We start from the raw sequence: 15,510 nt of genomic DNA on the forward strand, positions 1-15,510 counted from the left end.
CATATGCGGCACTCAAATAAGTTAGCCTCCAAGCCCGTCATTCCCTATAGCGAGGGACGAGCGTGGTAGGGAATCTTTCACGCGTAATGAATTAGTTTAGGGAAATGAATATGACAGCGAAGAGTTTTAAATCGGTCTATAATGCGCCGATTGGCAAGATGATCATTATCAGTGATGGCGAGTCGATTATTGAGATCGACCATGTAAATCATGATGAGCCCATAACGAGTAACCCTGACGAACTTTGTAACTTCGCAACGAAGCAGTTAGATGAGTATTTCGCAGGTACGAGAATCGAATTCGCCCTACCTTTAAAAGCAATCAAGGGTACTGAGTTTCAGAAGGCCGCTTGGCAAGCACTGACTACCATTCCTTATGGCGAAACCATCAGCTACGGTGAGCAAGCCAAACGAATGAACAAGCCTAAGGCTGTACGAGCTGTCGGTGGCGCAAACGGCAAGAACCCATTTAGCATCGTGGTGCCCTGCCACCGTGTAATTGGCGCGAATGGGACACTTACAGGTTACACGGGTGGAATGAACAGAAAAAAATGGTTGCTAGATTTTGAAAGCAAGATGCGAGTAAACGGGATACGAGATGCGAAAAGCATGTAGAGCAGATGAGAGTGACGTGATTCGGGATGCGAAAACATGTAACGGCTCTAATTCTGTTCGTGACCGCCTACTCGCATCAGGCTCCTGCTCTTAAGCTCTTCGTATCTCGATTACTCGAATCACGTATCTGCCTTTAATCCCTTCGCATCTCGTTTACCCTCATCTCGCATCTTATCTCATTTCCCAAATACAAAAAAACGGCCACACTCGCGTGCAGCCGTTTCAGTATTCGGTGCTAGTTAAAAACTATTTAACCAGAACTTCGCCCGTCATTTCTGATGGGATTTCTAGACCTACTAGAGAAAGCATAGTTGGAGCTAGGTCAGACAATTTACCGCCTTCTTTGAACTCAACTTCTTTGTCACCAACGTAGATTAGAGGTACTGGTAGGTTAGTGTGAGCAGTGTGGATGCCACCTGTCTCTGGGTCTACCATCATTTCTGCGTTACCGTGGTCAGCAGTGATCAGCATTTGACCGCCTACTTCTTCGATAGCTGCTGTTACTTTAGCTACACACTCGTCCATTGCTTCGATAGCTTTTTCTGCAGCTTCGTAAACGCCAGTGTGACCAACCATATCTGGGTTCGGGTAGTTACAGATGATAGTGTCGTACTTACCAGATTTGATCGCCGCAACCATCTTCTCTGTGAGCTCTTCTGAACTCATTTCTGGCTGTAGATCGTAAGTTGCTACTTTTGGAGAAGCAACAAGTTGACGCTCTTCACCGTCGAATTCGCTCTCAACACCACCGTTGAAGAAGAAAGTTACGTGTGCGTATTTCTCTGTTTCAGAGATACGAAGCTGAGTTTGACCTTGCTTAGATAGCCACTCACCGTAAGTGTTCTCTAGAGACGCTGGTGGGAATGCGATTGCTAGTGGGATATCCGCTGCGTACTGCGTTAGCATTACGAAGTTGATTGCTGGGAATACAGCGCGCTCGAAGCCGTCGAAATCAGGTACGAAAGTACGTGTGATTTGACGAGCACGGTCTGCACGGTAGTTCATGAAGATTACTGCATCGCCATCTGCGATAACTGCGTCTTCTTGACCTTCAGCTTTGATCGCAGTCGCTTTAACGAATTCATCGTTCTCTTCACGCGCGTAAGCTGCTTCAAGACCAGCCACTGCTGAGTCAAAAGTAAATTCTGCTTTCGCTTGAGTGAGAAGATCGTAAGCAACTTGAACGCGATCCCAGTTGTTATCACGGTCCATTGCGTAGTAACGACCAACTAGCGATGCCACGCGGCCTTTACCTAGTTTAGCGAATAGCTCGTCAAAACGTTTTAGAGAGTTCTCTGCGCTGCGTGGTGGCGTGTCACGACCGTCTAGGAAGCAGTGTAGGTAAATCTTCTCAGCGCCACGTGCTGCAGCCATTTCAACTGCTGCGTAGATGTGATCTTCGTGAGAGTGTACGCCACCTGGAGACATAAGACCCATGATGTGTACAGCTTTCTCAGCTTTAACCGCAGCGTCGATAGCTTCAACTAGCGCTGGAGTTTCAGCGAATTCACCGTCAGCGATAGATTTAGTGATACGAGTTAGGTCTTGGTATACAACGCGACCAGCACCAATGTTAGTGTGACCAACCTCTGAGTTACCCATTTGACCGTCAGGTAGACCTACGTCCATACCAGAAGCAGAGATTAGTGTGTTTGGTTTGTTAGCAAACAGGCTATCGATAAATGGAGTTTTTGCATTCGCGATTGCGTTGTTTGCTGTGTCTTCACGGTGACCGTAACCGTCAAGAATCACTAGAGCCATAGGCTTCTTAGCTGACATAGGACTGACCTCGTTCAATTCAAAATAAATCGGTATAAAAACAAATTAGCGTAATTTTACTACAGTTTACAGTCAAAACTGTAGTGGAAGATCAAGAAAGGTAGCAGGTAGGAGGATCAGAGCTGAAAAAAAGCTTCTTTTGAAGGCCAAGTATTTTTGCTTTATGTGCTTATTTACAACCCGGAAGACAACGAAAAAGGCCAGTAACTAAGTTACTGGCCTTACGTTAATTCTCTACCATTTGTTGTGTTGAGCTAGAAGCGTTCCAAACTAGATCACCTATACCATCAGTAGGCTTGAATCCTGTCGGTGCATCCAACAACAGTTTACGAATGGTCTCATGTTCTAAGTTGTGGCAAGCAAAGTCTAAAGACTCTAGTAGATTGTCATACTCGTCAAGTGGCAAAAAGACCTCATGAGCTGTCATGATACGCTCATGAGCAGTACGTTGAACATTATCCCCGATCAACAGTTCTTCATACAATTTCTCTCCCGGACGAAGGCCTGAGAATTGAATTTCGATATCACCATGAGGGTTCTGCTCATTTTTGACAGACAGGCCGGAAAGGTTAATCAAATTCTCAGCAAGGTCTGTAATCTTAACTGATTCGCCCATATCAAGAACAAACACATCGCCGCCTTTGCCCATCGCACCCGCTTGAATAACGAGTTGCGCAGCTTCAGGAATTGTCATGAAGAAGCGAGTGATATCTGGATGAGTTACTGTTAAAGGGCCTCCTGCTTTAATCTGCTTTTTAAACAGTGGGATAACTGAACCAGAAGAACCAAGAACGTTACCAAATCGTACCATGCAGAAACGCGTGCCATTTTCTTTCTGATTCTCTTGTTCAGCTAAGGCTTGCAATCCTAATTCTGCCATGCGCTTGGTTGTACCCATCACATTTGTTGGGCGAACAGCTTTGTCTGTGGAGATCAATACAAAAGACTCGACACCAGCTTCAATAGCCGCTTTCGCAGTATAGTAAGTGCCGTAAACATTGTTTCGCACACCTTCTACAACATTGTATTCAACAAGAGGGACATGTTTGTACGCCGCAGCATGATAAACCGTTTCGACTTTAAAAGACTTCATTGCCGTTAGAAGGCGATGAGAACCTTGAACTGACCCTAGAAGAGGGATGATTTCTACATCAAGGCCTTTAGACTCTTTTAATAAAGAGAGTTCACGATCAATTTGATATAAGCCAAATTCAGATAGTTCAAATAGAACGAGTGTTTTGGGCCCTTGTTTTAAGATCTGACGACATAGCTCTGAGCCAATCGAACCGCCAGCACCAGTGACCATAACAACTTTGTCTTTGATGTTGGCTTCCATTAGAACCTGCTGAGGAGCTACAGCATCACGGCCTAACAAATCCTCAATTGGAACATCAGTAAGCTCATCAATTTTCGCTTTTCCAGATACGATATCGGCCATATCTGGGACGGTTTGTATTTCAACAGGAAGTGGAGCTAACAGATCTAAAATTTGTTTACGGCGAGCACGAGATGCACTTGGAATCGCAAGCAAAATTTTAGAAACGTCATGCTTCTCAATCAAAGCTTCTGCTTTAGATAAATCAACAACGGGCAAACCAAGAATCATAGTATTTGTGAGAGTTTTATCTTCATCGATAAACGCTCGAATACGATAATTTTCGGAAGCGCGGAGTGCAACTGCAAGCTGACGTCCACCAGAGCCTGCACCATAGATGAGCACTTCTTTTCGAGTATCTTTTGATGGTGATGTTGTTACTACGAGATTACGAACAATAAGGCGAGAACCTCCACACAAAAGTGCTAGATAGGCACCATATATGATAGGCACAGTTCTTGGAATTGGTTCCTGCAGATAATAAGCAAAAACCGCTAGCGCGATAGCTGACAACACAGCTCCGGCAGTCACTACAAACAAAGCTTGAAAAGTCAGATATCTAAGGATAGCTCGATACAGTCCAATTTGAGTAAAAATCAAAACTGTAGATATTACAGTTAAGCCAATCAGTAATAAATTGTCACCATCGCTAAGTAGCTTTACATCACCTAACCTTGTCCAAAGAGCAATGTGCAAAGCGAATAAAATAAGCAATGTGTCGATAATGACACTGATAACACGCTTATGTAAGCGAGATAATTGCCAAATAAAATTAAGACGCTGCATAAAAAGATTCCCAACTATTGGATTTTATATAAGGTTTATATCCAAAACCTACTGATGATAGACGAATATATTAATCTGAATTATATTAGACCACTTTTCCTCAATGCTCCGAGCTTAGTTATAGTAAGCAAGCACCCCAACAGCCTCAAATTGGAAACTATCGGGACATTTCTATGAGGATTCAAATGACAGCTTAAACTCTAATCTATACAAGTCGAAAGGAAAAGTGTTGAAGGTAAGAGCGACATATAAAAAGCTAGCCGTCTTCCTTAGAAAAGAGAATAAACTATAGATAATAATCAATCAGAACCAAATAAATCTCGAGTATAGACCTTATCCGCAACATCTTTAATTTCATCAACCATACGATTCGACACAATTACATCACAGCTGGCTTTGAACTCATCAAGATCGGTCATCACTTGTGAGTGGAAAAACTCTAATTCATCAAGTACAGGCTCATAAACTACAACTTCAATGCCTTTGGCTTTAATACGCTTCATTACACCTTGAATGCTTGAGGCACGGAAGTTATCCGAGCCAGCTTTCATGATTAACCGGTAAATGCCAACACGTGTGGGGTTACGCTTGATGATTGAATCCGCCACAAAATCTTTACGTGTTGTGTTGGCATCCACAATTGCTCCGATAATTTCATTTGGTACATCTGCATAGTTTGCACGAAGTTGCTTTGTATCTTTTGGTAAACAATAGCCTCCATAACCAAAAGATGGATTGTTGTAATGATTACCAATACGAGGGTCTAGGCCTACCCCCTCAATAATTTGACGACTATCTAAACCATGTGTTTCTGCATAAGTATCTAACTCATTAAAATAAGCTACACGCAGCGCAAGATAAGTGTTTGAAAACAGCTTTACGGCTTCAGCTTCTGTAGAGTCAGTAAACAGCACTTCAATATTCTCTTTCACTGCCCCTTCCACAAGCAGATTCGCGAAGATTTGTGCACGTTTACTACGTTCACCTACAATAATTCGAGAAGGGTATAAGTTGTCAAAGAGCGCCTTACCTTCACGTAGAAACTCTGGTGAAAAAATAATATTTTCACAACCTAATTCTTGTTTTATACGGGAAGTATACCCTACAGGAACAGTAGACTTAATTACCATCACCGCACTAGGGTTAATGGTCATCACATCCTTTATTACCATCTCTACTGAAGAAGTATTGAAATAGTTAGTTTCAACATCATAATCGGTAGGTGTAGCAATCACTACATACTCTGCATTCGAATAGGCAAGCTCTTTATCAAGAGTCGCCATAAAGTTTAATGGCTTACTTGCCAAAAATTCTTCAATCTCCACATCGGCAATAGGGGATACTTTATCGTTGAGTAAACTCACTTTGTCTTCGAGAATATCGACGGCAATAACTTCATGATGTTGAGCCAACAACATCGCATTTGATAAGCCTACATAGCCTGTACCAGCAATTGCAATTTTCATTTTATATTTCTTATTTGACGTTATAAGACTGCTTAACTAGATTTTAAAAATAGAAGATAAATAGGAAAGTTAAATCACCCTATTTGTATGTAAAATCAAAGTTGAGCTTTGAGTAGAACAGAGCGAACAACCTTAGCGGTCCTATCTATTTCGTCTTCAGTCAACGTTGGATGCACTAAAAACATTAAACTGGTTTCGCCTAGCTCAACTGCGTTCTTTAATGATACTTTAGGCCTATAGCCCGTACCATCAAATGCTTTTTCACGATAAACCTCCGAACAACTCCCTTGATATGCAGGGACGCCTTGTTCAACACATGCATCAACAATTTTATCGCGAGTCCAACCTGGCTTTAAATTTTCCAGACGAACAAACATATAATGCTTGTACTCCGCATGTTCAATGTATTCCGGAGTATAGACACTACGAACGATTGGAAGATCGGCAATAGCTGCGTCAATCACAGCTGCATTCGCTTGACGTATTTGTGTCCACTTTGAAATTCGATTCAATTGAATACGACCAATAGCCGCTTGCATTTCCGTCATTCGCCAATTAGTACCAAAAGATTCGTGTAACCAACGAAAGCCCGGTGGATGCTCTCGATTGTAAATCGCATCAAAGCTTTTACCGTGATCTTTGTACGACCACATGGTAGACCATAATATCTTATCATTGGTTGTTACCATGCCTCCTTCTCCACCTGTAGTCATGATCTTATCTTGGCAGAAAGACCACGCACCAATGTGGCCAATAGTGCCAACACTGCGGCCTTTGTACTTCGCTCCGTGTGCTTGAGCGCAATCTTCAATCACGTAAAAACCGTGCTTTTCGGACAATTCCATAATGGCATCCATCTCTGCAGGCATACCAGCAAGATGCACCACGATCACCGCTTTTGTTTTTGGCGTCAATACTGCTTGTATAGACTCCGCCGTAATCGCTTGGCTGTTTAGGTCCACATCTGCAAAAACTGGTACTGCGCCTGAAGTAACAATTGACGAAGCCGAAGCAAGGAAAGTTCTTGGTGTGGTAATTACCTCATCACCCTCGCCAACGCCTAAGGCTTTTAATGCCACATCGAGAGCAAGTGTTCCGTTACCTAGGGCAATTGCGTATTCACAACCTGCCCATACTGCGAACTCTTTTTCGAACTCACGACACTCGTTACCAGTCCAGTAGTTTACTTTGTTTGACAGTAGCACACGGCTCACTGCATCAGCCTCTTCTTGAGTAAAAGAAGGCCATGGAGAAAATGGTGTATTAAGCACGATGTCACCTAATAAGTGTTATTTTTCTGATTTGATAAGCGTATGAGCAGGAGAGCCCACTACAGTTTGAAAATCTGGTATGTGGTTAATTACCGTCGAACCAGCGCCAACAACGGCATCGCGACCAACGACTACAAGCTGTTTCACTTTGCTACCGATCCCTATCCAAGAGTTTTCACCGACCTCTACGCCGCCAGCTAAGCTTACATTAGGGCTTATGTGAACGCCTTCAGCAAGCCTACAATCATGTTCTACGATAGAGCTTGTGTTAATGATACAACTCGAACCAACGTCGCTAAATGGGTTTACGACTGCATTCGCCATCACCACTGTTCCAGCTTCAATGTTGGCATATTTACTGGTTACTGCACTGGGATGCACTAGCACGTCGAAGTTCGCTCCTGCCACACTCAACTCTCGTTGTTTCGCACAGCGCGTAGCGTTATGGCCTATGGCAACCACTACCACATCATATTCATTTGCCGTTGCTAAAAGTGCAGCAGTATCACCAGAGACATTCCAATGCTCAACAGAGGTTAAACTAGGCCAGCGATCATCAAAAAATGTGATGTTTTGATAACCGTTAAGCTCTGCAATCTCGGCGACCACTTTACCATGTCCGCTAGCTCCTAAAATGGCACAGCTTTTCATGATTGGCGACTATCTTGTTCTTTTGACCCTTTAAAAGGCTCGATAGTGACGTGCCCCTCTGCTGATATCCCTTCCTTGACGAAAACTTTTTTCACCGTCAATAACAGAATTTTAAAATCTAACCACAGGGTATGGTTATCCACATACCAAACGTCCAATTCGAACTTATCTTCCCAACTTATTGCATTTCGCCCGTTAACTTGAGCCCACCCAGTTATACCAGGGCGGACATGGTGACGGGTTGCTTGTCGCTTATTATACAACGGTAGGTACTGCATTAATAACGGGCGAGGTCCGACCAGGCTCATATCCCCTTTTATTACAGATAATAAACCCGGCAATTCATCTAAGCTTGTTGAACGAAGCATTTGACCAAATGGTGTTAAACGCTCAGCATCAGGAAGCTGATGACCATCTGCATCCACTGCGTCTTTCATACTCCGGAATTTATACATAACAAAAGGAGTTCCATTCAAACCTGGTCGTTGTTGTTTAAACAGAACAGGGCTACCTAGTTTACGCTTTATTGCCCACCAAGTGATAGCCATAATTGGTGAGAGCAAAAGTAGTGCTACTAACGCAGCACAAAAATCGAAACAACGTTTAATCATTTAACCTATTTTCTCTCTGTAGAACTTTTTCAGTTCATTTATGTAAAAGCTACGTTCATATTTTTGTTGGATATTCGCTCTTGCATTAACACTCATTGCTTTAAGGGTTTTACAGTTCATAGCCTCAAGCATTGCCAGTTCCAAAGCTATGGAATCTCTAGGAGGAATATTCCAACCATTTTCCCCAGGAGTAATAATTTCGTTTGAACCATTAACGTCGGTAACAATACAAGGTAACCCCATGCTACCAGCTTGAATTGGAGTATTAGGAAATCCCTCTCGATAACTAGGAAGAACCAATATACTAGATGCTCCTATCGCTGCACGAACATCATCAATCCACCCAGTTACATGAATACGCGGTTCATCATTTATTCTTTTTGATAAGTCGATAGGCAACGGCAAGCGCTCATCTTCTGATCCAATCAATAATAGCTTAGCATTCTGTGGTAGTTTATCGAAGGCTTGTATAAGTTCATAAAAACCTTTGTCTTCAGTGAACCTCCCAACAAACGAGAATACAAAATCATCCGCTGTAAAGCCAAAATTTCTCTTTAACAGGGCAATATCCTTTGATACCAAGTCCGCAGAAAACAACTCGGTATCAACACCTGCAATGTTACCATTTCCAATGACTTTCATCGCCTTATCTGTAACTCCGAAACTATAAAGGTCATTCTTGACTCCTTCTCCTTCCGGTACTATTGAGGTAGCACAAGCACAGATGAGCCTATCCATTTGTCTCAATATATATCGCTTAAATCCTTTAGCTGTAGGAAATAAAAGCCCAGTAAAAGTATGGATACGCACTGGAACCCTAGTAATAAACCCAGCAAGCATGGCAATTAAACCCGCTTTAGGGGTGTAGGAATGTACAGCATATGGCTTATGAATTCGAAATAATTCGATCATTTTCCAAAGGCTAATAAGATCTTTCGTAGGGCTAATTCCACGTTCCATCTTTACAGGATAGACCGGTATACCCTCTTCGCGACCAACAACTGCTAAGTCTTCAGTTGGAGATGATACCAGAGAAACATCATATTCTTTATTTATGTTTCTTGGCTGACCAGTAAGGATACCTTTAAGTGTGATAGGGACGGTGGTAACAATAAATAGAGACTTAGTCATTTTCAAAAGCACTTTTAGGATGTTTATAATACTCTAACCACTGGTCAACAATTCTATCGATAGAAAATTTGTCAACGACATGCTGCCTGTTTAGCACACCAATACGTCGCCAATCAGAATCACTTTGTTCCAGTTTTTCTTTTATTGCTTCCGCCAGAGCTTTTGAGTCTCTAATAGGCACTGGTTGCTCGTTATTGGTTAACCACTCCTTGGAACTGCCGGCATCGGTAGTAATGATGTTGCATTCAGAAGCCATAGCTTCGCCAATCACCATAGGCAAACCTTCCCAAGCAGAAGACATTACTAGCGCATCAGCACTTGACATTAATTCATCTACATCTTTTCTCATACCAAGAAAAATTAACTTTTCGTATACACCAACTTCCTTTGCGTATACCTCCAATTTCTCCGTATCTTTTCCTACTATAACAACCTTGAATGGACTAATTACGTCTAATAAAGCGATTGAGTCTAACAAATTATTATAATCTTTGGCAGGGTCATTTCTACCAACACATAATAGTATGCGAGTGTTAGGATCAATGTCTAATCCAAGAAAACTATCTCTTTTTTTTAATACGTTGAATTTTTCAGTATTAACTCCATTAACCATCGAGATAATTTTGTTACTTGGAGCGGCACCAACCTTTACAAAACGTTCAACAGATACTTGTCCGACATTCGTAGTTAAATCAGTGAGAAAGTCTGTAACTCGATACATCCACATTCTAAGAGGCCCACCTTCATTTAAACTGTGCGCGGATGTAATTAAAACAGGGATATCACACAATAACCGAGAAGCTCTTACCATTAAATTAGCATGTATCATATGACTATGGACAACATCGGGAGTATGTTCTTTAATAATTTTAACCAACTTAAAAAAAGAACGTGATAAAGAAATTATTGATTTTTTCAAACCAAGATATATCACCTCTACTTGTGGATTATCCGGTGAAACAACTTTCTCACCATACAAATAAATAATTTTGACATTATGTCCTCTACGAGACATGGTGTCAGCTAAAGAACATACTTGAGTCTCTGCCCCTCCCATGCCTAAGCCAGTAATAACAAAGATGATATTCATATATTCATGCCTTATATTTATTCCCTAGAGTAAGTAAGGTAGCGAAGACGATTGAAATATAAGAATAAATTCTTAACCTCACGGCCGTACCCAAATTATCGTTACCAATAACCCAAATAGTGTTATATATAACAACAAACATAATTAAAAAAACTACAAAGTCATCGATATAGGCGCGTTCCCTACATAGAATTAAAATTGAAAATATAATAAAAGATGACTCAAGCAAGAAAACAAAAATTGAAGAAAAATTAGTAAAATAAAAACCAAAAAACTGAAACAAATAACTGAGAAAAAAATTCACCATAAATTTAATCGGGTTCGAAGTCGATAAGTCTAATCCAAGTGTAGTACCTCCCACATCAGCATCAAATCCACCTCTATAATCTACAAGAGAATTAAATAGACCTAAATAGCTAAACAAAAAACAAAGGAATATATATCCAAAAAAAACAACGTAAAAGTTAGGTAAATACTTAATGAATCTATGAACAAAATATGCTAAGAATACGGAGACAGCCAAATATAACCTTAAGTCCACAAGAGCGAAGACAAGAATTATCAACAAAGGGATCGTGAACACACGAAAAGACCAAGTACTATTCCTCATCAAGTGTATAACGTAAACGATTAAAGAGAAAATAAATACCATGACTGTATCCCTGACAATATCTAAACTAAAGAAAAACAAGGATGGGTATAAAACTATCCATAGTACGGACAATTGATAGTATATTAAGAAATAAGAAAGATTTAACCTTCTTACCATAAGGTGATATATGAATGGAATCGCAAAAACACCAAAAAAAGAAAGGATTAACGAAAAAACATCTCGATCATAAATCCCAACTTCATTTAACCCCCTAAGGAATACAGGCCAATTATTCAGTGCTATATCAGTTAGACCAATCGCGTAGTTATGATAATAGTTTGCGTCACTCCCGCCGCCAAAAGAAATTATATCAATGTCAAAAAAGTTAAGAGCAACAACTATAACCTTAACAGATAAGACAAAATACAAAATAGCATAGTATAAAATTCTATTGTCCAACTGATAACCCTAAAAAAATTTATTTCGAAATTGACGTTTAATTAGTCTTAATTTTTCTAAAGAAAAACTACAAGCTATAGGGGAAATGGTATAGGTAAATATCAAAAATTTATTTAAAACTGTCTTAGGTACTTGGTTCTTCAGGAAGTTAAATTCTTCCTTGTTATTACAAATAATAGCAGTAAAGAAACACGAGTTATAAAGGGCATAAACGTTCTCAACGCCAATATATCCCTCCCATTTATTTAAAAAGTATCTCGTACCAATAAGGTTGTTTTTTCGACTCATTCGATGTTCACCAAATGAGTTGATAGTTACATCAAATGAACTGTTATACCCAATCTTAACTCCATTAGTGTACAGTGTTAAAAAAAAGTCCCAATCTTGATGTTTCACTGCTTGATTATCAAATTTATTAATTCCATTAAATACATCTGTTCTTATAGCCAAGGTGCTCGTTCTAAAGTCATTCTTAAGCTTGAATAAAAAATCACCTCCATTTCCTTTGAACTCTGCCAAATTAATAAAAGAATGTTTTTGAATTGGTGCATCAGTCCCCAAATCAACAACAAAGGAGCCATAAACACAGTCACACGCCTCAATTGAAAATATATCAATTACATTGCTAACATGATCACTAGACCATACATCATCTGAGTCAAGAAAAAATGTCAGATCAGCACAAACCAATTCCCCACCAATATTTCTAGAATGAGCCGCATTAGTTTTTTCGTCTTTTTTAAAAATAATAACTTCCGTATCATTTTTAAATTTTGAAGTCACGGAAACTAAATCATCATAATCATTTGATTGATCGTCAACTAGTATGATTTGTTTTGGTGCTACCTCTTGACTGAGTACAGAATTTATTGTATCTGATATACGTAATGAACTTTCATAACATGGGATGACAACACTATAAGAAAACATAACTAACCTTATTTTTATTTAGCAATTACATAATAATCATCAGAAGCTATAAAATGCTTCATAGGTAGATTGTTGATTATACATAATATGGACTCTGAAACTAATCGATACTCATTATTTTTCCAAGAAGTAAGGTATGATGCGTTATACTGAGAAATAGAATCAACTCTACTTTTGCTATCCTTATTCCTCAAAGATATACTAATATCTTTTTCTACTGAAATATCTTCATAATTAGCCAGAGAAACGCCATTCTTTACAAAACTGTAATAATCTGAAGGAATCGTTGATTCACCGAACTCTTTATAGAGTGTAGCTATACCTGATGACGCAGCTTCGATATGTATCGAAGAATTACCACCAATCAATACACTTATTTTATCAAAAAAATCATTTACAGGTTCAGTTGAGCCATAAGATATTTCTACACCTAAGTTACTAAGTTTTTGCATATCTTCTTTTCTTTGAGCAGGGTGAGCTCTTATTATACAGCCCTGCCTATAAACCCCTAAGCGATTGATAAATTCAGCAACGCTATCTAAATCATCATAACTATTCATAGCCACACCAACGATAACATTGGACTTGATCATCGGTTGACTTAAGCGCTTAATAATACCGCTTAAATATATTTTTGTTTTTTTTGAAACTGGTGTACCACCCTGAGAAATCAAATAATCGTTAAATGCATTTAACCCATCAAGAAATGCATAGTCAAAGTTCAAAGGTGGTAGATTTCCAGGAGATGTTGCGTGCTGTATATAGAGTGTTTCAATTCCCAAGTCTTCACATATCAAACGTAAAACTCTGTTCTCAACATTATGATCATTTGACATAACTAATAGTTTTATGTCTTTTTTATACAAGTAGCGGTAGAAATTAACACAATAAAAATAGCTAACCCAATAAAAAAATAGATACTTGATGTTAAACCTATTATTTGATAAATGATTTAGCTTCCAATAGATTTTACCTCCTCTCTTTAAGAGAAAAAACAGAACTAAAACTAAATCAGATAGTTTCAACTTAACATAATCAACATTTCTATTTATATTCCTCGTGGCAATCTTAGCACAAGAAACGCCTTGATTAACTAGTTCTTCATATATATCACATGTGGTATTATACTGATTAACAGTATTAGAAAAAAAAACCACATCAGCTTTATGATCATCAGTTTTTGATAAGAACAAGTTATTAATTACCTCTCTAAAGAACCTATAACAACTAATTACCCCCCCTTCAAAAACAGATACTTTTGAATTTTTTATTTGAGGAAAAAATTCAATTCCACGTCCGTGCAAATATGCTAAGTCAAACTCAGACTCTCTACTAAATAATTTATTAATAGCTTTATATCGTCTAAACAATTCAATCATTTCATATTTCCAAAATTATAAAAGTTCAACCAAGGCATCGAATAAAACTTTGCACTTAATGCCCAAGTAAGAACAAATCTGAACGCACTAGAAATCAGAAAAGCGTAAGCTACGCCCTGCAGGCCTAAATCTTTAATAAAAGCAAAGACCAGTACGACATTTATAAATCCGGATAATATAGTAACCAAGGAAACATACTTTGTTTTCCTCATATAAAATAAATAATTCGTCACTACCAAGTACATCCCGAAAAATATTTGTCCCTGAATCACAACTGGGAGCAAATGAGACACACTATGATAATCTGCACCTGTAAACAACTCATAAACAACGTCAGATATTTTAAAGTTAATGATAGAAAAAATAATCAATAGTAAAAAAAATATATATGTATATTTTACAATGATTTTATTAGTTGATAAATCATCTTTTTTTAACCTTGAAAATAGCCAAGGAGTATAGGCTCTATTCATGCTATTGAATAACATGTTAATTGCATTTCCAAGGTTTACCAAAACCATATACATACCGGCATATGCTAAACCTAATTCTTGATTAATAATATATCGGTCAAATGACATCAATAAAAAACCGCCACAAACATGTGGAATCAAAGGAGCACCAAACCTTACAGCATCTTTTATATCTTCCTTTTTCAAGGAAAATGATACAAGATCACTTCTGTAAAGAGAGAAAACTGACAATAAACCAAGTAAAAATGAAGTTATTAATAACGCAAAAACTCTACCATCTGCTCCGGCCTCAAAATGAACCACAAACATGACAGTCAGAATAAATGTGATAAAAGAATTTAGTATTTGTGTAAATCCATACTTATATGCATTTTCTCGAACTTGCCACTGTACTAACCTGAATGTTAATAGAAATGAGAAAAATACGCAGAAAGTAGCATAATAGAGCCAAACCTCTGATATAGATAGTAAACTTGAAATCACATTACCAAATAATTTAACAAGCAATAAAGACACTATAAATGTCGCCAACAATATGACTAAACAATTACCGTTGTAAATCGCAAGTCTTTCCTTTGATATGTTCTTGTCAAAGTATCGCCTAGCTGAAGCCCCATGAACACTTAGTCCAACTATGGCATTTAAAAGTCCCATAAATATTAGGAACATTGAAATTTTTCCATATTCCTCCGCTGAAATAAACCTAGTCAATATTGGGAGTAAAAAAAATGGAAGCAACCCTGATATAATTGAGCTTGATAAGTAAACAAACGTCTGTCTAAACAAGAAAATGCCTATTATGCTGTATTAGTTTTGATATAAAGGACTAGAAGTAAACCTTAACTTTCTTAGAATAGTAAGAATCCATTAATGTCACCATTTATCAATATTGGATAAATACAA

12 protein-coding genes are annotated in these 15,510 nt (G+C 38.7%); 1 reads left to right on the forward strand and 11 read right to left on the reverse strand.

All coding sequences use genetic code 11. The features are described 5' to 3' along the window. The first annotated feature begins 110 nt into the window (after positions 1–110). Positions 111–614 (forward strand): methylated-DNA--[protein]-cysteine S-methyltransferase, encoded by a 504-nt coding sequence (locus KI743_RS12390; protein WP_285466615.1) that lies wholly within the window; start codon positions 111–113, stop codon positions 612–614. Positions 615–860: 246 nt separating this feature from the next. On the opposite strand, the gene gpmM is transcribed toward KI743_RS12390, so the two are convergent. The 11 genes from gpmM to KI743_RS12445 form a co-directional block, all read right to left on the reverse strand. Next, positions 861–2,393, reverse strand: a complete 1,533-nt coding sequence (gene gpmM / locus KI743_RS12395) for a 2,3-bisphosphoglycerate-independent phosphoglycerate mutase (protein WP_285466616.1) — start codon at positions 2,391–2,393, stop codon at positions 861–863. Positions 2,394–2,619: 226 nt separating this feature from the next. Further along, positions 2,620–4,554 (reverse strand): nucleoside-diphosphate sugar epimerase/dehydratase, encoded by a 1,935-nt coding sequence (locus KI743_RS12400; protein ID WP_285466617.1) that lies wholly within the window; start codon positions 4,552–4,554, stop codon positions 2,620–2,622. A 299-nt stretch (positions 4,555–4,853) separates the two neighbouring features. Then, complete coding sequence (locus KI743_RS12405) at positions 4,854–6,020, reverse strand: nucleotide sugar dehydrogenase (protein WP_285466618.1); 1,167 nt, start codon at positions 6,018–6,020, stop codon at positions 4,854–4,856. A 95-nt stretch (positions 6,021–6,115) separates the two neighbouring features. Continuing rightward, positions 6,116–7,291 (reverse strand): DegT/DnrJ/EryC1/StrS aminotransferase family protein, encoded by a 1,176-nt coding sequence (locus KI743_RS12410; protein ID WP_285466620.1) that lies wholly within the window; start codon positions 7,289–7,291, stop codon positions 6,116–6,118. 18 nt (positions 7,292–7,309) lie between these two features. Further along, on the reverse strand, positions 7,310–7,942 hold the full coding sequence (locus KI743_RS12415) for an acetyltransferase (RefSeq protein ID WP_285466621.1): 633 nt from the start codon (positions 7,940–7,942) through the stop codon (positions 7,310–7,312). Further along, a complete protein-coding gene (locus KI743_RS12420; protein WP_285466795.1) occupies positions 7,939–8,550 on the reverse strand; it encodes a sugar transferase in 612 nt (203 codons plus the stop codon). Before KI743_RS12420 ends, KI743_RS12415 begins: the two co-directional genes overlap by 4 nt. 3 nt (positions 8,551–8,553) lie before the next feature. Beyond that, positions 8,554–9,684 carry a glycosyltransferase family 4 protein gene (locus KI743_RS12425; protein WP_285466624.1) on the reverse strand — a complete coding sequence of 377 codons (1,131 nt, stop codon included), beginning with the start codon at positions 9,682–9,684 and terminating at the stop codon, positions 8,554–8,556. Further along, a complete protein-coding gene (locus KI743_RS12430) occupies positions 9,677–10,774 on the reverse strand; it encodes a glycosyltransferase (RefSeq protein WP_285466626.1) in 1,098 nt (365 codons plus the stop codon). Before KI743_RS12430 ends, KI743_RS12425 begins: the two co-directional genes overlap by 8 nt. Before the next feature lie 1,060 nt (positions 10,775–11,834). After that, complete coding sequence (locus KI743_RS12435) at positions 11,835–12,755, reverse strand: glycosyltransferase family 2 protein (RefSeq protein ID WP_285466627.1); 921 nt, start codon at positions 12,753–12,755, stop codon at positions 11,835–11,837. Positions 12,756–12,769: 14 nt separating this feature from the next. Next, positions 12,770–14,134 (reverse strand): hypothetical protein, encoded by a 1,365-nt coding sequence (locus KI743_RS12440; RefSeq protein WP_285466628.1) that lies wholly within the window; start codon positions 14,132–14,134, stop codon positions 12,770–12,772. Further along, the gene (locus tag KI743_RS12445; protein ID WP_285466629.1) at positions 14,131–15,393 is read right to left on the reverse strand and encodes an oligosaccharide flippase family protein; all 1,263 of its coding nucleotides are present in this window, start codon (positions 15,391–15,393) and stop codon (positions 14,131–14,133) included. Before KI743_RS12445 ends, KI743_RS12440 begins: the two co-directional genes overlap by 4 nt. Between the last annotated feature and the right edge of the window lie 117 nt (positions 15,394–15,510).

The sequence above is a fragment of the Vibrio sp. D420a genome (assembly GCF_030248625.1).
GTDB lineage: Bacteria > Pseudomonadota > Gammaproteobacteria > Enterobacterales > Vibrionaceae > Vibrio > Vibrio fortis_A.